This is a genomic window from Anaplasma phagocytophilum str. Webster, from assembly GCF_000964685.1.
In the GTDB taxonomy this organism is placed as follows: Bacteria; Pseudomonadota; Alphaproteobacteria; order Rickettsiales; family Anaplasmataceae; genus Anaplasma; species Anaplasma phagocytophilum.
In genome coordinates, this window is record NZ_LANS01000001.1 from 694,192 (window position 1) to 713,748 (window position 19,557).

At 42.6% G+C, this 19,557-nt stretch carries 17 protein-coding genes and 1 pseudogene; 10 read left to right on the forward strand and 8 right to left on the reverse strand.

The window, feature by feature from the left end; all coding sequences use genetic code 11:
- Positions 1–45: 45 nt before the first annotated feature.
- The gene (locus APHWEB_RS02925) at positions 46–1,206 is read left to right on the forward strand and encodes a D-alanyl-D-alanine carboxypeptidase family protein (RefSeq protein WP_011451252.1); all 1,161 of its coding nucleotides are present in this window, start codon (positions 46–48) and stop codon (positions 1,204–1,206) included.
- Here APHWEB_RS02925 and APHWEB_RS02930 read toward each other — a convergent pair.
- Both APHWEB_RS02930 and APHWEB_RS02935 read right to left on the reverse strand, forming a co-directional pair.
- Entirely contained in the window at positions 1,203–2,411 is a 1,209-nt protein-coding gene (locus APHWEB_RS02930) for a protein-disulfide reductase DsbD family protein (RefSeq protein ID WP_011451251.1), read from the reverse strand. The two genes, APHWEB_RS02925 and APHWEB_RS02930, sit on opposite strands and share 4 nt — an antisense overlap.
- Before the next feature lie 43 nt (positions 2,412–2,454).
- Positions 2,455–2,739, reverse strand: a complete 285-nt coding sequence (locus APHWEB_RS02935) for a succinate dehydrogenase assembly factor 2 (protein ID WP_020849125.1) — start codon at positions 2,737–2,739, stop codon at positions 2,455–2,457.
- 100 nt (positions 2,740–2,839) lie between these two features.
- Between APHWEB_RS02935 and APHWEB_RS02940 the strand changes: the two genes are divergently transcribed.
- From APHWEB_RS02940 to purH, 5 genes are read left to right on the forward strand one after another with little or no spacing between them, the layout of a single operon-like run.
- The gene (locus APHWEB_RS02940; RefSeq protein WP_011451249.1) at positions 2,840–3,928 is read left to right on the forward strand and encodes a M50 family metallopeptidase; all 1,089 of its coding nucleotides are present in this window, start codon (positions 2,840–2,842) and stop codon (positions 3,926–3,928) included.
- Between the two features lie 5 nt (positions 3,929–3,933).
- Positions 3,934–6,252, forward strand: a complete 2,319-nt coding sequence (gene bamA, locus APHWEB_RS02945; RefSeq protein ID WP_011451248.1) for an outer membrane protein assembly factor BamA — start codon at positions 3,934–3,936, stop codon at positions 6,250–6,252.
- Between the two features lie 2 nt (positions 6,253–6,254).
- Positions 6,255–6,812: an OmpH family outer membrane protein gene (locus APHWEB_RS02950; protein ID WP_011451247.1), complete on the forward strand. Its 558-nt coding sequence runs from the start codon at positions 6,255–6,257 to the stop codon at positions 6,810–6,812.
- Positions 6,813–6,828: 16 nt separating this feature from the next.
- On the forward strand, positions 6,829–7,266 hold the full coding sequence (fabZ, locus tag APHWEB_RS02955; RefSeq protein ID WP_011451246.1) for a 3-hydroxyacyl-ACP dehydratase FabZ: 438 nt from the start codon (positions 6,829–6,831) through the stop codon (positions 7,264–7,266).
- Positions 7,267–7,283: 17 nt separating this feature from the next.
- Positions 7,284–8,816, forward strand: a complete 1,533-nt coding sequence (gene purH / locus APHWEB_RS02960; protein WP_101631122.1) for a bifunctional phosphoribosylaminoimidazolecarboxamide formyltransferase/IMP cyclohydrolase — start codon at positions 7,284–7,286, stop codon at positions 8,814–8,816.
- A gap of 726 nt (positions 8,817–9,542) precedes the next feature.
- On the opposite strand, the gene pgsA is transcribed toward purH, so the two are convergent.
- Positions 9,543–10,088, reverse strand: coding sequence for a CDP-diacylglycerol--glycerol-3-phosphate 3-phosphatidyltransferase (pgsA, locus tag APHWEB_RS02965; protein WP_011451244.1), 546 nt, complete (start codon positions 10,086–10,088; stop codon positions 9,543–9,545).
- Between the two features lie 536 nt (positions 10,089–10,624).
- On the opposite strand from pgsA, the gene APHWEB_RS02970 reads away from it, so the two are divergent.
- Positions 10,625–11,935, forward strand: coding sequence for a cbb3-type cytochrome c oxidase subunit I (locus tag APHWEB_RS02970; RefSeq protein WP_020849121.1), 1,311 nt, complete (start codon positions 10,625–10,627; stop codon positions 11,933–11,935).
- Between the two features lie 383 nt (positions 11,936–12,318).
- Here APHWEB_RS02970 and APHWEB_RS02975 read toward each other — a convergent pair whose 3' ends face one another.
- Complete coding sequence (locus APHWEB_RS02975) at positions 12,319–12,687, reverse strand: cytochrome c-type biogenesis protein, truncation (protein ID WP_011451242.1); 369 nt, start codon at positions 12,685–12,687, stop codon at positions 12,319–12,321.
- A 107-nt stretch (positions 12,688–12,794) separates the two neighbouring features.
- On the opposite strand from APHWEB_RS02975, the gene APHWEB_RS06895 reads away from it, so the two are divergent.
- Both APHWEB_RS06895 and APHWEB_RS02985 read left to right on the forward strand, forming a co-directional pair.
- A complete protein-coding gene (locus tag APHWEB_RS06895; protein WP_020849654.1) occupies positions 12,795–13,448 on the forward strand; it encodes a hypothetical protein in 654 nt (217 codons plus the stop codon).
- 82 nt (positions 13,449–13,530) lie between these two features.
- Positions 13,531–14,205, forward strand: a pseudogene (locus tag APHWEB_RS02985) (P44/Msp2 family outer membrane protein); the annotation flags it as partial.
- Positions 14,206–14,474: 269 nt separating this feature from the next.
- On the opposite strand, the gene prmC reads toward APHWEB_RS02985, so the two are convergent.
- The 4 genes from prmC to APHWEB_RS03005 all read right to left on the reverse strand — a co-directional run bounded on the left by prmC (position 14,475) and on the right by APHWEB_RS03005 (position 18,077).
- On the reverse strand, positions 14,475–15,323 hold the full coding sequence (gene prmC, locus APHWEB_RS02990) for a peptide chain release factor N(5)-glutamine methyltransferase (RefSeq protein ID WP_011451240.1): 849 nt from the start codon (positions 15,321–15,323) through the stop codon (positions 14,475–14,477).
- Between the two features lie 124 nt (positions 15,324–15,447).
- Positions 15,448–16,242, reverse strand: a complete 795-nt coding sequence (gene map, locus APHWEB_RS02995) for a type I methionyl aminopeptidase (protein ID WP_011451239.1) — start codon at positions 16,240–16,242, stop codon at positions 15,448–15,450.
- A gap of 9 nt (positions 16,243–16,251) precedes the next feature.
- Positions 16,252–17,472: a 2-oxoglutarate dehydrogenase complex dihydrolipoyllysine-residue succinyltransferase gene (gene odhB / locus APHWEB_RS03000; protein WP_011451238.1), complete on the reverse strand. Its 1,221-nt coding sequence runs from the start codon at positions 17,470–17,472 to the stop codon at positions 16,252–16,254.
- 92 nt (positions 17,473–17,564) lie between these two features.
- Positions 17,565–18,077 (reverse strand): gamma carbonic anhydrase family protein, encoded by a 513-nt coding sequence (locus tag APHWEB_RS03005; protein WP_011451237.1) that lies wholly within the window; start codon positions 18,075–18,077, stop codon positions 17,565–17,567.
- A gap of 297 nt (positions 18,078–18,374) precedes the next feature.
- Here APHWEB_RS03005 and APHWEB_RS03010 point away from each other — a divergent pair, with 297 nt between their 5' ends.
- On the forward strand, positions 18,375–19,541 hold the full coding sequence (locus APHWEB_RS03010) for a P44/Msp2 family outer membrane protein (protein WP_044128624.1): 1,167 nt from the start codon (positions 18,375–18,377) through the stop codon (positions 19,539–19,541).
- Positions 19,542–19,557: the final 16 nt, after the last annotated feature.

Consider the following 19,557-nt stretch of genomic DNA (forward strand, 5'->3'; position numbering starts at 1 on the left):
GCATAGTACTAGTATGACTCCCCAATTCTGTTTCTTGTAAAATCTATGCGAGCAAGTCTTGGTCTTCTTTTATTTAAAGCGTTTATTTGTGCTTTGATCTTCGTTCTACCCGCGCATCCAGATGCATCAGGGCTGCGTACGAAAGCGCCTCACGCTATTGTGTTTGAATGGGGTTCGAAAACAATACTTTTTGAACATGATGTAGATGCACCGACGCCTACTGCTTCCATGAGTAAGCTTATGACTCTGTACATAGTGCTGAAGAACTTGAAGGCAGGGAATATCAAGCTTGAGGATAACTTGCGAGTTAGTGAAGGTGCCGCTTCTGCAGGTGCGCCAACAGCGTTTTTAAAGACTGGGCAACTCATCTCTGTCAACGACCTTATAAAAGGTGCTGCTGTTGCTTCAGGGAATGACGCATGTATCACTCTTGCAGAAGGTTTGTATACGTCGCAAGAAAAGTTCGTTGAAGAAATGAACAGGGTAGCGAAAGAATTGGATCTCAAGAACAGCCGCTTTGTAAATGTTACAGGTTGGCCAGATGATAATATGATGTCGGTACGTGATCTACTTATCCTTTCAGCACGGATATTACAAGACTTTCCAGAATACTATTACTTTTTTGGCGAAAAGCAGTTTACCTATAATGGGATAACACAGAAGAATTATAATGCATTGTTGAATTACAATAATATAGAAGTTGATGGTATAAAAACTGGGCATACAAGAACAGGAGGTTACGGTATGGTAGCCTCAGCACTGAAAGATGGACGACGCGTTTTAGTGGTAATCAATGGATTGAGCACCGAAACAGAACGTGCTTATGAGGCAAAAAAACTTATCTTGTACGCCTTGAATCACTTCAGCACGAAAACAATATTTCCTGCAAATGGGGTCGTTGGGGAAATATCTGTGAAACACAAAAAGGGCACATCTTTGCAAGTATTCCTAAAGGAAGATGCTGTAGTTACTTACCCAAAGGACTTAGAACATGAACTGCATGCGTTCTTACTATCACAAGAGAGTTTAAAAGCACCAATCAAGAAAGGTCAACTAGTAGGGAGCTTGTTAGTTAAGACAAAAAACTCAGTCCAGTACTCTTTTCCCGTATATGCAGCAACCTCAGTGCGTGCTCCGTGTGCCGTGTGTGATTATATACGCTCTCTCTACAGAACTTTGTATTCGCATTATACGTCTGATGATTAATCTGTAAGGCTTCGTAAGAGAAAGTCTGTCAGCTTAGCCTCGCTGAATATTTGAGGTATTGGTTCTGTTGTAGGCTTTCCATGCACATATAGCACGTAAAACGGAACACTGCTGCTTCCCATACTATGTAGATACTGCGCTATTCCAGAGTCCATATTTGTCCAGTCCGCCTTCATCTGTTTCACACCATGTGTGTGGAAGATCCTCTGTATGGCCTCAGAATTTATGATTAACTCATTTGTTTTACACGTTAAGCACCACTCTGCGCCTACAGCGACGAAAACTGTTTCGCCCTTATCTAAGAGGTCCTGTAAGCTATCCTCTGAGAATGCAACAAAACCCTTATGTATGGGTGTATCTTCTGCTACCTCTAACTTGCTTATGTACATAGCAGAAGTGACTACAAAGATTATGGTGAAACATAAAGCAGCGGCATCTCTTAGAGTAGAGCCAGATTTTACGACATTCTTAATTATCCATGTTAAGAATGCGATTGCAATTATGGAGCATATTGTGGGAAACAAAGCAGCAACGCCCTTTTGACTTACCAAGACATGTAGAAGCCACGCTGCAGTTAGGTACATAGGAAATGCTAGCAGCTGCTTTAGACACTCCATCCATTTTCCAGGTTTTGGTAAGAGCATTATGGCGCCTGGTATGCAAGAAAAAGCTAAGTATGGAAAAACCATTCCCAAGCCCATGAACTGGAAAATAAATATAGAATGCAACCCGGGTTGTAGTAATGAAAAACTAACTGCAGATACCATAAACGGCGCAGCACACGGAGTCCCTATAAGAGTGGATAACACTCCCGTAAGAAAGCTCTCCAAATTTTGTGATCCTGCTCTTCCTAAAATGGATATTCCAAACGTAATTTCATAGTATCCCGAGAAAGACAATCCAAGGAGAAAAGTTACATAAAGCAAAAGGGTTACAAGAAAAGGCGACTGTAATTGAAATCCCCATCCTAAGAGGTTACCAGTTGTGCGAAAAATAAAGAGCACTCCTGTGAGCACTAACATGGTGGCAAGCACTCCTACCGTGTAGAAAACACAGTCCTGTAATATTCTATTGTCTCCGGCGCTCTTTTGACGAACTACAGAAATGATCTTTAATGAAAGTATGGGAAAGACACAGGGCATAAAATTCAGCAGCACCCCTCCTGCGAAGGCGAGCACTAACGCATCTAATAATGTAGTATCCATACGATTCTATCCCCTCCGTTATAGCGAATGCATAAAGACGGTGTCATTTTCTTGAGGCGAAACCACTTATTAATTCTATTAGTGCGCTATCTATCCCCTGAGGTATTGGTACTCTTCCTACCACATAGGAGTAAAGAAGTGCATCATCCAATTCAACAATAGCTTCGTAATTTGCAACTTGCTCATCGCTTAATAGGTGTAGATGGTGCTGTGCAAAGCTTCCTAAGAGTATATCCATTTCTTTGCAGCCTCTATGTACACTACGGTACAATAACCTTCTCCTTATTTCACTAGTAGGGGTATCGATCATAGCAATGTACAAGCTCACTGTGGCTCCTATATTGAAACTTTATACGGCACAATAGTGTTGTCAAGGATATAAATATAGTATAACATGCTCCTGATTTTTGAGCTTGTTGAGTGGGCTTATGTTGTCCTTAGCGCGGGCTGTGAGCGCTTTTCAGGAGGGTTCTTTCTATGTGGCCTCTTTCCTCCTCGTGCTTTCTGTTGTTGTCTTTATACACGAGTATGGGCATTACTGTGTGGCTAAGCTCTGCAAGGTCAAGGTTGAGACTTTTTCTCTAGGGTTTGGGCCTGAGCTGTTCGGGATAACCGATGGATCTGGGACCAGGTGGAAATTTAGCCTGGTGCCTGTAGGGGGTTATGTCAAGATGTTTGGTGACGCTCTAGACAGGGAGATGTCTGAAGAGGAGAAGCTTTGTGCCTTAAATGAGAAGCCTTTGTGGCAGAGGTTTCTTATAGCTTTTGCAGGTCCGGCAGCAAATTTACTATTCTCTCTACTGGTTTTCTTTGTTCTTTTTAGTACTCGTGGGGTTTTGAGCCCTATGCCAGTGGTGGGTAATGTGCTTGCGGGGAGCACTGCAGAGCTTGTAGGTCTTGAAGCTGGCGATAGGATAGTATCAATAGATGGTAACGAAGTCGCTTGGTTTGAGGAGATAAGGCATTACATAGCTGGGGGGCAGGGTGAGTATCTAACTATAGGGTTCTTGCGTAGTGGGGTATTGCATCATGTCACGATTGGGCCAGAGGAGTGGTCTAGTGGGGCGCGAAAGCTAGGTATTTCCGCTAGTTCGTTACCGATGGATAGTCAAAGTAGGCGCCTTCCGGTTCTTAGTGCTGCAAACGAGGCTTTTTTGTGTACTTACAGGATTGTAAAGATTACTCTTATGGCTGTTGTTCAGCTGGTTACGGGTTCCCGCAGTGTTGATGAGCTTGGTGGGCCAGTCCGTATAGCAAAGCATTCTGGTGATGCGATACGGCAGAAGGAAGGCCTTCGTTTTGTAGGTCTTATATCTGCAAATTTAGGTGTAATAAATTTATTGCCGTTACCAATGCTAGACGGGGGCTTCATGTTGCAGTATGCTCTGCAAGGGATTTTTCGGCGCAAGACCTTTAACCCTAGGCATTGTAGTATAGTGATGGTCGTAGGGTTTATTCTTCTTGTATCTCTGATGGTTTTTGTAACCTTCAATGACGTCAAGAGCATTTTGAAATGAGACATATGAGATATTTTTTTGTTTTAGTCCTGATGGCAACGATGTTTGCCTCGGTGAGACCGGCGGTTGCAGATAGTGTGCAAAAAGTACGTATAGAGGGAAATGAGAGGTTGGATAATGCGACCATTGAGTTCTATGCAAAAGTCGCTCTGCCGGAGGAGATAACACAGGGAAGATTGCATGAAATAATAAGTAACCTTTATGGGACGTCCTTATTCAAGAAGGTTGAAGTTGATATCGTAGAGGATGAGCTTGTTATTAGCGTGGAAGAGAATCCTGTTGTGCGCAACGTCACAGTGAAGGGTAATCATGCTTTTAGTGCTAAGACTTTGGCGGAAGATCTGCTGAAGTTAAAGAAGATGAGTATTTTTACGGAATCGAATTTAAATCAGGACTTAGGCAAGCTGCATAGCTTGTATGTAAGCAGGGGTTACTTAAAAGCTAGCGTATCATATGTGATAAAGCCTGCTCCAAGGAACAGTGTTGATGTGGAAGTGAAGATAGTAGAAGGGCCGCTTACTCGGATAGGTAATGTCAGGTTTGTCGGTAATACTGTATTCACTGAACTGGAGCTGCAAGAAGTAATTGCATCGAAGAGAAGGTCTTTGACTGATATTTTTGGCTTTTTTGGCGACAGTACGAAGTTGTTTTCTGAAAGGCTAATGGTGGATCAGTCGCTTCTACGGGATTTTTACACCAGCAGAGGTTATTTAGATGTTAAGATTGGTACGCCTTCCGTTGAAGTAACTTCAAAAGATTATTCTTATGCTACGGTGGTATTTTCGATAGAAGAGGGTAAGAAATATCGCTTTGGGGATTATATTGTAATAGTTGATGATGTTAAAACGTGGGAAGACGTTGAGCAGGAGCTAACTAACATAGTTCTGACTAAGAAGGGTGAAGTTTTCAATATGAGTTTAGTTGAGAAGACGTCAACTTTGCTCACTGCGTTTTTAAATGAAAAAGGTAAGCTCTTTGCGACTGTGAAGAATGATTACGATATTCATGGTGATGTTGTAAACGTAAAGTATAAGGTGTCTTTGGGGCAGAGTGTCTATGTAAGGCGCATAAACATATTGGGTAATACTAGGACCTTGGATAGTGTGATCAGGCGTAAGCTTGGCGTTTCTGAGGGAGATGTTTATAGTACGTTTGCTATGAGGCAATCTCGTAGAAGATTGTTGAATCTTGATTTCTTTGAATCTGTTGATGCGGATACGCAGCGGATTAGCGATTCTGCTGTTGATATCAATTTTACAGTCAAGGAGCGTGGTACTGGGTCATTTGATATCGGTGCGGGTTTTTCTCCTGCTAGTGGTTTGGTTGGGAAGATTAGTATAAAGGAGAGAAATTTATTAGGGACTGGTAAGGTTATCTCTTTTGATTTAATGAGATCTCTTTCGGGTATGTCTAGTGTGCTCGATTTAGTCACTCCGGACATTTTTGATAGTGAAGTGTCGTTTGGGGTAGGGGCGTTTTATTCTAGGCAAGGTGGTGTTCCGGCAAAAGGTTGGAAGGGATTGTTTGCTACTGATGGTCCTTTTGGTAGTACTAACGCAGGGTTTTCTTCGCGCTTGTCGTGCAATCTGACTGATAGCTTGGCTGCATCTGTGCAGTATTATTACAAGTATCACAGTATTCATAATATAGGCGAAGCTGCTTCTAAATTTATTAAGGAGCAGGAGGGTACGTTCTTCGACTCTTCTGTGGGTTATTCTCTTGTTTATAGTAGTATAGACAATCCTTATAAGCCGCGTAGTGGTATATATGCGAGGCTTAGTCAATCGGTTTCGGGTGTAGGTGGAAATCTGCATTACGTAAAGACAGAGGCGTCAAGTGCGCATTTTTATCGCGTCTTTCAGCGCATTAACGATGATATAGTTTTGAAAATTAAGCCATCTTTTGGGTATGTTTTTGCGTATTCGGGAGAGAAGGTGAAGATTGGACAGAGGTTTTTCCTTGGTAGTAATGAAATCAGAGGGTTCGCTTCTTCGGGTATAGGGCCGAGAGATATCGCTACGCAAGAGGCGCTGGGTGGAAAGTTTTATTATGGTGTTATAACTCAGTTAGATTTTCCTGTAGGATTGCCTGAGCATTTGGGGATACTAGGTTCTTTGTTCTTCGATGTTGCGAGTTTGTCTGGGCTTGACTATAAGAAGGTTGAGGGCTACAAGACTAGTGATTTGCTTAGAATGTCTGTTGGTTTTGGTTTCTCATGGAGATCGCCGTTTGGTCCTGTGAGGGTCGACTTTGGATTCCCTATAGTGGCTGAGAAATTTGATGTGAAGGATATGCTTAGAATATCCACTGATTCGGGTATTTAGTTATGAAGATTGTGAGAATTGTAGTATTGGCTTTAGCGCTAGTAGTTTTTTTGAATTGTTCTGTGGGTGTGAATGCCGCATCAGGAACGGAAGATAGGCCAGTGTTGTTTGTAGATTCCGATAGGGTTTTGAGTGAAGCTTTGGTGGCTAAGGACATCCGGGCGCAGCTTGACAGGAGGCGCACTGAAATGCAAGGGGCTTTTGCTCATCGTGGTGAGAAGTTGCGTAAAGAGGAAGAGGATCTGGTAAAGCAGAAGGGGATTTTGAGTTCTGAGGCATTTGAAGCCAAGGTTATGGAGTTCCGTCAGGCAGTCGAGGCTATGAATAAGGATGTTGAGACAAAGATGTCTGAGTTGGAGGTTATGTACGGGAATGCTATTGCCCAGGTCTATGATAAGATACAGAAGATATCAGAATTACAAGCCGCTGAAAAAGGGGCTTCGGTTGTCCTGTTTATGTCCAGGGGGCAGGCATCGTATGTAGATGAGAAGGCTGATATTACTGAGAAAATATTGGAGACGCTTAATAAAGATTTGTCGCGCGTCAGCCTGGGTAATTAGTGAAGACAAGGTGTCTATGCAGATGGATCATAAACAGGTAATGCGAGCATTGCCGCACTCTTATCCATTTTTGTTGGTGGACAAAGTGACGGAGTGTATTCCTGGAGAGTGTATCGTTGCGGTTAAGAATGTTACGTTCAATGAGCCGTTTTTTGTGGGGCATTTTCCTGGTAACCCCATCATGCCGGGGGTGCTTATTGTAGAGGCTTTGGCGCAGGCTTCTATGTTGTGTGTTGTGTGTGATGCTGATGGGGAGAGTACGGGTGATACGTCTGTTCTTTTTATGTCCATTGATTCAGCGAGATTTCGCAAGGTTGTAGTGCCGGGGGATGTTTTAGTGTTGAAATCAAGTGTGTGTCATAGACGTGGTAACAGCTGTAGGTTTGACTGTCGTGCTTATGTAGAAGATGTCTTGGTGACTGAGGCGCAGATCTTGGCAATGATGAATAAATAGTGGATAAAGCAATGGATATGCAGAAAACAAAAGTGGCTCTTTTATCCGTAACGGATAAGGAGGGAGTAGAGGAGTTGGCTCGCTTTTTGGTGAAAAACGGTTTTCGTATCCTTGCTACAAAAAATACAAATCTTTTGCTGAGGGATTCTGGCATAGAGTCAACAGAGGTGTCGGAATACACAGAGTATGATGAAATTATGGGAGGGCGTGTTAAGACGCTGCATCCGAAGATTTTTGCTGGAATTTTGTGCAACCGTGGGTCGCACATGCAGGAGGGAGAGAGGCTTGGTATTGATAATATAGATCTCCTTGTGGTGAATTTGTATCCTTTTGCGCAGTGTGTGGCTCGTGCTGATGCTACGGAGCATGATATTATAGAAAATATTGATATAGGTGGTGTGGCGCTTTTAAGGGCTGGTGCGAAGAATTTTCAACATGTCACTGTTGTTTTGAGTGCTCAGGACTATGATGAGTTGAAGGGCGAGATTGAGAATAATGGGGGCAATACTTCCCTTGAGTATCGTAAAAAGATGGCTGCTAGGGCTTTTGCATTGACTGCTGCTTATGATGCGAGGGTGCATAGCTGGTTGTTGTGTGATAAGCAGGATGAGGTATTACCGAGTGAGATCGTTATACATGGGAAGAAGGTTCAGGATCTGCGTATAGGTGAGAATCCGCATCAAAAGGCTGCGCTTTATTGTGTGGGAAGTTATGGTGATGCGCTTCCTATAGAGCAAATACATGGGAAAGATCTGAGTTATAATAATATCGTTGATATAGAATCTGCCATAAAGATAGTGGCAGACTTTGATGTTCCTGCGGTTTCGGTTATCAAGCATGGTAATCCTTGCGGGGTTGCCATTTCTAGTGAAGGTATTGACGATGCGTATGAGAAGGCTATTTCGTGCGATCCACGTAGTAGTTTTGGGGGCATAATAGCGCTAAACAAGGCCATGACCATGGATATTGCTAGAAAGGTCATGAGTATATTTATAGAAGCTGTAGTAGCGCCTGACTTTGATGATGGGGTGATAGATACTCTAACAGCGAAGAAGAACATGCGCATTATGAGGTATAAGCCGTATACTCCTGATAGGTTAGTGGTAAAGAGCACATTGTCTGGTGGGTTGTTGGTGCAGGAGTGCGATCGTAGCGTGGTTAATATAAGTGATTTCAAGTTGGCTACGGAGGTTAGTGCTTCTCCTGAGGTGTTAAATGATCTTTTGTTTGCTTGGAGAGTGTGTAAGTACGTACGCTCGAATGCGATAGTGATCGCACGAGATGGTCGCGCAATTGGTGTAGGGGCAGGGCAAATGAGCCGTGTTGATAGTGTGGAAATAGCGATACGTAAGGCTGGGAATTGTGCAGGTGCGGTTTTAGCTTCTGATGCCTTTTTTCCGTTTGCGGATAGTATTCAGCATGCTGTTTCTGCTGGTATAGAGGCTATAGTGCAGCCAGGGGGCTCGCTGCGGGATCAGGAAGTCATAGATGCGGCGAATGCCAGTGGTATACCTATGTATTTCACGGGAGTGCGCGGTTTTTGCCATTAGAGAGTTGTCTAGTGCGCCATCAAATTGATGGGGAGCGGAGCTATTGCCTTGGTTAATGTTGGGGTTCTGTAGATTGTTTCGGCTAACAGTTTGATTGAAAGGTTGTTGTTACGTTATTGTGGCATCATCTGACCTGTGCTGGATTAGGGTAGTGTGCGCTTTCTGCTATTTGGGTTATGTTTTTGTTTTTCCAGTAAATTTCTTACAGAGTTCTGTTTGATGCTGTAGGCGTGTTGTGTTGCCACTCTAGGGGAGTGAGTAATTTGTGTGTGCATGCAAAGAGTTATGTGAATTTGTACTAGAGGAGAAGTGCTGAACGGCTTCTAAGGCGTTGTCTTTAGTACTGTAATATATGTTCGAAAGGTTTACGACTGCTGTGTCATGAATTACAGTAATTACAGGATTGTGAAAGAGGGTGTATTGCCTTCTTAGTGAAGCAGTGCAGGTTTTTTTGGTAAGTTTTTACAATTGATTGCTGTTATGTGGAGTTGTAGGTGTCCGGTAAAGTTTCACGGCGAAGTCATCCTCTGGTGCCATACTGAGCTGAGGGTTTATGGCCGTTGATTCTATTGTAATAGATATGGTTAAACTTTGGGTATAGAAATTGGGGTTTTACAGTTATAGAGAGCCTTACCGTGCAGAGTGTAGAAGTTACTTTCTAATACTCTGTGAAGTATAAATATGTGTGTTATATACAGATCTCTGAGTATACCAAGCCTCAGAAGATTATTTTTTATTCGTTTCCATGATAGCGTTGCGTGTATATAAGCACATGGAATGCAGAGATAGTATGGCTGCTATACACAGAAATATCTCACCCAGACGCACAATAAATTCATAGTTAAGAATCAGCAATGCGGTCGCAATCATCTGCATGACAGTCTTCACCTTCCCAACTTCACTTACAGGTACACTTATGTTGGCTGCTATGAGAAACTCCCTCATACACGATACAAGCACTTCCCTGCACATGATGATTATTACGAACAATACGGGAATACCAGTGATTTTATTTGTATAAACAAGCATTACGAAAGTAGACAATACTATGAGTTTATCAGCTGCGGGATCAAATATTCTACCAAACCGTGACTGCACACCCCACATGCGAGCTAGATAACCGTCGAAGAAATCTGTGACACAAGCAAATATAAAAATGAGCAGCGTTACATACTGTGTACACGCCCCGTAATTTATATAGAAGCTTGCCACAACTGCAGGTATTGCTAGTACCCGAAAAATAGTCAACAAGTTAGGAAAGATTTTCCTCAAGCTACTACCCTACAAAAATTCACAGAACACCCTTTGCTGGCGACAGACAACTATGTCTTGTTCCCAACTCTTTACGCAGTAAAAACATGATGTACAGAGAGCTCCCATTGTACATACACAGCGAGGCCAACTCTACTTATTACGCAGATTGACCACAAGGCATTTCAACTGAGATGTTGGAACGATACCTCAATATTGCACCGTTCATGACAAAAAACTCCAGCCACTGCCTAAGGAGAGCCATGTTGCACACAAGGAGGTATTCTACATGTAACAAATCCCAGTCTAACTACGTACTAGGGAAGATTAGAAGCAGAAGCCTTTACATGTCAAGCTCTAGCTCTGAAAAATGGATCTTAAAAATTCTCAAGTAGGTATAAATATATTTAATCGTTCATCTCTTATTAATACTTTATGCTGCTGAACGCTCAACGCCTCTATGAGTACGGTATGCAATTTTAGAGGTTTTCTACCTTTTTTATTTGCATGTCAGCTAGGCTACTTGTACCATACCCATTTACCGCATAGCTCTGTGTATGGTTGCCATTAACAATGCTAACAAGGAACTGTGTCGTGGATGGTTGATGGTAGCTGTTCATGCTTTGGGTATATCGGGGATTTTATCCATATTGATTGTATTTCTCAGGATGCCATTTCTGAAATCTGTGATTCCTGAACCAGATAGGATATTTGACCTATCTCTGGTAATACATGTTAACTTTTCAGTATTGGTATGGCTATGTTCTATATCTTCTATATTGATAAGTATGGCCGTTCAGGAGAAAACAAAATTTTTTAGCTATACCTGGGGATTATCTGCAGTGGGTACTGTACTTATAGCGCTATCAGCCATAAGCAAGGATTCTATACCGATTAAGAGTAACTACATACCGGTTATAGATAACAGCACTTTTTTTGTAGGCTTAACCCTATTTTTTGCAGGTGTTGTACTAAATACTTTGCCGCTACTCTACCGCAGGAATGCTCTCACTTCATCTCCTATATCGGCTGGGGTATATGGGATATCTGCAATGCTTACAGCGGTTCTTATATGCTTTACTTCGGCGCATGCTGTTACAAGTAACACAACAGACCGTTTATATTTCTACGAACAGATATTTTGGGGTGCGGGGCACATGCTACAGGGTGTCTTCAGTCAGGCTTTTCTTGTGGTTTTGCTACTTGAAATGAAAAATTGCAAATTGACACATCCATACTTACTGAGCGCGGTGTTTCTATTAAACACAGCATCTATTCTTATAGCTTCGGCTTCGCATGTTATCTATCCATCAGATTTTGACGCTTTAGCGACATTCTTTACCTGGCACATGCGCATTGCAGAAGGAGTCATACCGCTATTTCTGGTATTTTTTGCTTTGTGTAATACAAGAGCGATAATGCAAAGCAGCAACCGCCACTTGCTTTATTCAACGGTTATGTTCATCTATGGCAGCATACTGGGGATTTTGAGTATGCATGGTACTGTGACGATACCAGCACATTATCACGGCTGTGTTGTGGGGATGACGGCTGCATTTATGGGGTTTGTATACACTATACTTCCGAGTTTGGGTTATAGGGAAGTATCTCTCAAGTGGCGAAATGCTCAACTAGGTCTCTACAGCATAGGGCAAATACTTCACATAACGGGTTTGGAGCTACTAGGTGGTTATGGTGCCTTACGTAAGGTTACTTATTTGCCGGACACTGCTTCAAAGATAGCGAAACATTGTTTTTCGTTTGGCGGAGCTTTGGCGATATTAGGGGGTTTTTTGTTTGTATTTCTTGCACTTTTGTGCATTTATCGCGGACAACAGGGCAAAGGTGCTTCTTTAGCAAGTGTGTAAGAAGCTTCAGTATGCATTATGAATGTTTTGTGTAAAACATTCCGTTGTAAAGCCCACCAATTGTCATGCTAGGTAACAACGTGAGAGAAGAAGTTGGCATCATTAATGTGAGTTTTTTCAAAGATCAAAAATTACAGTATGTATCGTGTGGTTAAATCTGCTGGTGCTATCATCTCATGAGTAGCCAGGCGCAAGGGAGCAAAGGGCTTATAGCTCTATAGTATAAGCATGCTAAGGAAGGGTCCATGGCTGAGATGGATAGGTAATTAACAGTGCTATGTAACTATTTATACGATATGTCTTGAAGGAAAGGAGGAAAATACTTTTGAAAAAATCACACCAAAAACCGTAAACCTCACTAGAATGGGGCGCTAAAAAGTTTTTCAGGTTATTGCCTTATGAGCAAATTCCATGACGGCAGTATACACACTTAGGAGCCACAAAAATAGAAGGTAAGACCCCTCATAATTCCCCCATACACCGGTAATCTTGTATAGTATTGGCTGTAGAGAATGTGAATTATTGAAAACGTTCTCGAACGAGAAGTCATCCACAATCCTTAAGTATATAAGAAAGCCTACAGAAGCGCTTAATAACCCCGCAACTGCATAAGACATGTATGCACCAAGGGCAGCAGATAATCTCACTGATACGGGGTATAGTAACGACAATATACAAGGAAGTATGAGAAAGGCTACGAAACCATCAACGAAGTACTGCATTATGGCATAACCATCAACGAAGTACTGCATTATGGCATAGGAATAGAATTAGGAATGTGCGCCATTATATCCTTCTAATCCTCTAAGTACTAGATACAAGATTAGCAATCCTGGTTTATAAATCTATGGTTGTTCTAATGTGTTTTTCTGGAGTGCCATTATCAGGTAGGTTATCTGAGAATCTGTTATTGTATTTCCACAGTATTATTAGAGAGTATGAAGTAGATACAGTATATCTACTAGCTAAGGAGTTAGCTTATGATGTTGTTACTGGGCAGACTGATAACCTTGCTGCTGCTCTTGCCAGAACCTCCGGTAAAGATATCGTTCAGTTTGCTAAGGCTGTTGGGGTTTCTCATCCTTCAATTGATGAACAGGTTTGTAAGACACAACCAGCAAGCGGGAACACTAAATATGGTGTGTATGAGGCTACGTTTCAAGACTCTAATCCGTATACGAGGACATTATGTGGGGCTAAGGGAAACGCTAGCCAAAGTGGTACAGGTACAAGCCCGGAATATTTAAAGCACTTTGCAGAGAGAACACTAAAAGATGGTAAGAATTGGCCTACTTCTACGGATACTGGATCTTCAAGCAATGATAATGCGAAGAAGGTAGCCGGAGACCTAACAAAGCTTACCACTGAAGAAAAAACCATAGTAGCAGGGTTACTAGCTAAGACTATTGAAGGGGGTGAGGTTGTTGAGATTAGGGCGGTTTCTTCTACTTCTGTGATGGTTAATGCTGAATTTGAGATTATAAGGTTGTTCAGGAGAGAGAGCGAGTTCTAGAGTGTAATATTAGTGGAATGATCTAGGGATTTATAATCCAATACCTAGAGTTTTATATAAAGCTGTTCAAGGATCTATTATTCGAGAGTATGAAGCAGATACAGTATATCTACTAGCTAAGGAGTTAGCTTATGATGTTGTTACTGGGCAGACTGATAAGCTTACTGCCGCTCTTGCTAAGACCTCTGGTAAAGATATTGTTCAGTTTGGTAAGGCGGTGGAGATTTCTCATTCCGGCATTGGTAAGAAGGTTTGTGTGACGAAGAAGAATGGTGGAAGCGGGGGATACGGGGTGTATGCGGCTACTACAGGAGCTAAGTCGGGTGACGATAACACGTCGTTGTGTGGTGACTCGGGACGAGCGAGTAGCGGTGCTAGCACGGCACAGTATCTTAAGGAGTTTGTAGAGAACACTCTGTTAGGAAATGGAAGTAAGAACTGGCCTACCTCTACAGACGGAGGGAGCGGGTCTCCAAAGCCCGTAACTAACGACAACGCCAAAGCTGTAGCTGGAGACCTAACAAAGCTCTCCCCTGAAGAAAAAACCATAGTAGCTGGGCTACTAGCTAAAACTATTGAAGGCGGTGAGGTTGTTGAAATCAGGGCGGTTTCTTCTACTTCTGTGATGGTTAATGCTTGCTATGATCTTCTTAGTGAAGGTTTAGGTGTTGTTCCTTATGCTTGTGTCGGTCTTGGGGGTAACTTTGTGGGTGTTGTTGATGGGCATATCACTCCTAAGCTTGCTTGTGGTTTCTAGAGACAGGGAAAGGCTTAGAAGTTGTTACTATGCTTCTGCCGGTCTTGGTGATAGTGGCTGCTTCTGAGATGATTCGCTCAAGGTTATAGAAGCGCTCAGATTTCTGTCGGAAATCAATATAATATTACTATGGCTTCGCCATTTGTGAGCAAATGACGGAGTAGGAGTTTTGTCGTGATGCTTACGAAGAAAATGGCATTACGTCTCAAATCATCATGTCACAATAAGACTCTTGTGTTACGTTTTTATTCCAACATAGTATCATATGATTAGTGTAGCCTCTTAAATACAACACACCTAGGCTTTGCTGCCAAATCATAAACATAATGGCAAAATTTCATACCATATCTTAAAGCCTCAGTGCGTATTGCATGCTGATCTTCCCCAATTTCCAGTATAGCCTTGCCATCAGGCTTTAAACACCTGCGTAATATCTCAAAAATCTGTAGGTACTTTTCCATACCCCTCACACCACCGTCTAATGCGACCATTGGTTCGTATAATCTCACTTCTGGTTGCAGTCCGGAAATCTTACACCTCTTGATATAGGGAGGATTGCTAACTATGAGGTCAAACTTTCCATTGCACTTTTCCCAGCTTGCTCTGTGTAAACGTACCCGTCCTGTCATGCCATGTTGCTGCAGGTTTTGATGCGCAATTCGATAAGCCTTGGTACTTTTCTCAAAAGCTACCCCCACTGCATTTTTGTAATGCGATAGTAACGCTATAATTATACATGCCGTTCCCGTGCCTAAGTCTGCAATAGTTATTCTACGATTTCTGTTATGCAGCTTTATAGCTTCAGATATTATGGTCTCTGTGTCTTGCCGGGGATCTAGGACATCAGGGCCTACAGCAAAATCAATACTCCAGAATTCTCGTCTGCGTAAAATATGCGAAACTGGTACCCCGGCTAAACGTCTTGCAATAACTTCAAAAAATTCTTTTGTTTTAGCAGCAGTAACAACTAAATCTGGATTTATTAGCACCTCATGCTCACTTAAACCCAAAACATGTCCCGCAATTAGTCGAGCGTCTAACCCCGGTGTATCTATTCCTACTCTTTTCAAAACTGAAGCGGCTTCGCTTAATAACACAGCAAGCTTATTAGCACTCATAAGTACATATTCCTAACTTCCAACGCAGTATGATTGTACAATTTCTTATCAGCACACATCGTCAACAGAACATGCACCTAACATTACCCTGCCACACGCTTTACACATAACAAAAATATCCTACTTAAAGGTATGGCGGACAATGCCAATTTTTTGGCGACATAGTAAAAATCTCAACGCCAGTTTCAGTTACACCCAAGGTATGTTCAAACTGCGCTGAAAGGGAAAAGTCTCTCGTTGTAACTGTCCATCCGTCTTTCTTATCTAGCACAGTATGATACTTTCCAGCATTGATCATTGGCTCAACAGTGAAAAACATTCCCTCCTGAATCGTAACATCATCCTCTTCGTCATAGTAGTGAACTATGTTAGGAGCAGCATGAAATTCGCGACCTATCCCATGTCCGCAGTAATCTCTAACAATGGAGTATCCATAACCTCTGATTTCTTCCTCTATAGCTAACCCTATGCTATTGAGCTTCTTACCTGGCTGTATTACACCAATCGCCGCCATCAATGCCTTATAACTTGCCTCACAAATGCGCTTAGCCTTAATAGAGACGTTATCACCAACCCAATACATCCTACTAGTATCCCCGTGCCAACCATCGAGGATCACAGTAACGTCTATGTTAACTATATCGCCGTTTTTTAATGCAATATCATCTGGAATGCCATGGCAAACCACAAAATTCTTCGAAGTACAAATAGACTTAGGATACCCTCTATAGCCCAAAGGCGCTGGAATAGCCCCGGCAGAAATGATGAAATCGTGACATAGATCATTCAGAGCATTAGTAGTCACACCAGGAACAACATGCGGCGTTATAAAATCAAGCACCTTAGCTGCAAGCATCCCAGCCCTTCTCATACAGGCAAAATCCTCTTTGGAGTGGATGGTTATTGTACCCCGCCCCATAAAAACCCCCTAAATTCCTAGAGCCAATCTGTTAGGATCTTCTATGTACTGCTTCACTCTTACCAAAAACGTCACAGCACCTTGCCCGTCAACTATTCTATGATCATATGATAGCGCCAAATACATCATAGGCCTTATCTCTACCTTACCATCTACTGCCACAGGACGCTGCTGTATAGCATGCATACCCAAGATTCCAGATTGAGGAGGGTTGATTATAGGGGTAGACAATAGCGACCCATACACACCACCATTGGTAATAGTAAAGGTTGCACCAGACATATCAGAAACAGAGAGCTTGCCACTTCTTGCTTTTGTACTTAAGTCAACAAGTGCTTGCTCCATTTCAGCAAGTGACATAGTTTCCGCTCTTCTGATAACAGGCACCACTAACCCCTTATCGGTACCTACCGCGACTCCAATGTTACAATAGTCCCTGTAGACTATATCATCGCCTGAAATCTCCGCATTCAGCACAGGAATTTCGGAAAGGACTAGCACAACCGCTCTGATAAAGAAGGACATAAACCCAAGCTTAACATCATACCTCTTCACAAAGGCATCTTTGTACTTAGCTCTGAGCTCCATCACTTTGCTCATATCAACTTCATTAAAGGTGCTGAGTGTAGCAGAGGTATTTTGTGACTCCTTAAGCCTAGCAGCTATAACTTGGCGGATTTTGCTCATCTTCACGCGTCTTTCACCCACCACGTCGCCATGGCAACTCATCAGATCCTTAGACGGCTGGCTAGCAACTATCTTCTTGTCTTGTTCACTCTTAGCACTCATACCCAAAGCTCTAGAAGTAGGAGTTGTGTTGATTCCTGCAACAAAATCTTCTACAGTAGGAGTTACTAGACCTTTGCCTTCAATAATTGTCTTTTCCTGCGGTTTTTGAGTGCTCACTGCCTGTGCAACAACGGGTTGAGCAGGCACCTCCTCCTTGCTCTCTGGCTCCTTATTAACACCCTCTGCAGTAGCCTCACCCTGTGGCCGTATGATAGCCAAGACCTGCCCCTTGGTAATCACTTCTTCATCTGCAACTCTCAACTCTGTGAGAACACCAGCAACAGGGGCTGATATTTCAAGAGAAGTCTTGTCTGTTTCAACAATGAAGAGCACATCTTCTGCAGATACAGTATCTCCCACCTTTTTCATTACCCGAATCGGAGCTTCTAGAATGGATTCGCCACCAAGATTCTCAGCCCTAACTTCTACAGCATCACCCATAAATACAAACCAGAACTAAAACAAAAAACACAGATTGAAAGGCAGTGTAATCACCAAAAGACACTAATGTCAAACCATAGATGAATACCTTGTTATAAGTATCCACGCGATAACGCTATGTAATTTTCAGCAGATTTTTGTAGGTATAAAATCTCCTCTTCAGTCATCATACGTAGAAATTTTGCAGGCCTACCTGCCCATAACTCTCCAGATTTTACAATCTTACCCCTAGTGAGCAGTGAACCTGCAGCTAACATGCTGCCCTCTTCCATCACTGCACGATCCATAACGATTGATCCCATACCCACAAAGGCGTTATTCCCAAGAGTACAAGCATGCAATATGCAGCTATGGCCAATAGTAACGAATTTACCTATTACAGTATCACCATGCATGCTATCTGTATGTACTACTGTATTATCTTGAATGTTTGTACCTTCACCCACTTCAATTTTATCCACATCGCCCCTGAGTACGGTTCCATACCATATGCTGGCATTCTTACCTATACAAACATCTCCTATGATACGGGCATTACCTGCGATAAATGCAGTGCTATCTACAGACGGTGATACTCCTGCATAAGGCACCAGTACTTCCCTCATAACTTCACAACCTCCAGTGTTCTTTAAACGGCACAGCATGATAGTGTTTTTAGCACACCATAACGGAGTACACCACCACTCTTAACAGATTTGGCTCTGGCACACTAGATGCACACATATCTTGTATAGGACTTATATATTGTTGTTCATGAAACGTGCGTAATGCTATGGGAGATTACTATTCTTATGTATGTAAATTAAGCAAATTTAGCACGTGCTACTGCACCCAGCATGTTCTCATTTTCTTTAAAAGGCAGACCTTCCTTTTTCGAAATAGCCTTTTCTTTAGGAAGCGTAATGATGTCTATGGCTATAGTCATGGCTGGGAATGATGTCAGGGCTCATGATGACGTTAGCGCTTTGGAGACTGGTGGTGCGGGATATTTCTATGTTGGTTTGGATTACAGTCCAGCGTTTAGCAAGATAAGAGATTTTAGTATAAGGGAGAGTAACGGAGAGACTAAGGCAGTATATCCATACTTAAAGGATGGAAAGAGTGTAAAGCTAGAGTCACACAAGTTTGACTGGAACACTCCTGATCCTCGGATTGGGTTTAAGGACAACATGCTTGTAGCTATGGAAGGCAGTGTTGGTTATGGTATTGGTGGTGCCAGGGTTGAGCTTGAGATTGGTTACGAGCGCTTCAAGACCAAGGGTATTAGAGATAGTGGTAGTAAGGAAGATGAAGCTGATACAGTATATCTACTAGCTAAGGAGTTAGCTTATGATGTTGTTTCTGGGCAGACTGATAACCTTGCTGCTGCTCTGGCCAAAACCTCAGGTAAGGACATCGTTCAGTTTGCTAAGGCGGTGGAGATCTCTCATCCTAATATTGATAGCAAGGTTTGTAGTGGGGATCATGCTGCTATAACTAAGGCTAAGGGGAAGAAGTATGTTGCGGAGTTGTCGACGACACACAGCAACGAGGAGACAACACAGTGTAGCGGTTTGGGAAATACGACGGGGGCGACAGGACCAAAGACGTTGAGTGGTTTTGTTAATACTGTGAAAGTCGGTGAAGGTAAAAACTGGCCTAGAGGGCGAGCAAGCGACGGCAGCAGCAAGAACATAGAAGGTGACCCTAATAGCAACGCCAAAGCTGTAGCCACAGACCTCACAAAGCTCACCTCTGACGAAAAAACCATAGTAGCAGGGTTACTAACTAAAACTATTGAAGGTGGTGAAGTTGTTGAAATCAGGTCGGTTTCTTCTACTTCTGTGATGGTTAATGCTTGTTATGATCTTCTTAGTGAAGGTTTAGGCGTTGTTCCTTACGCTTGTGTCGGTCTTGGAGGTAACTTCGTGGGCGTTGTTGATGGGCATATCACTCCTAAGCTTGCTTATAGGTTAAAGGCTGGCTTGAGTTATCAGCTCTCTCCTGAAATCTCCGCTTTTGCGGGTGGATTCTACCATCGTGTTGTGGGAGATGGCGTTTATGATGATCTGCCGGAGCCTATGCAATAATTCTTATTATTGAAAA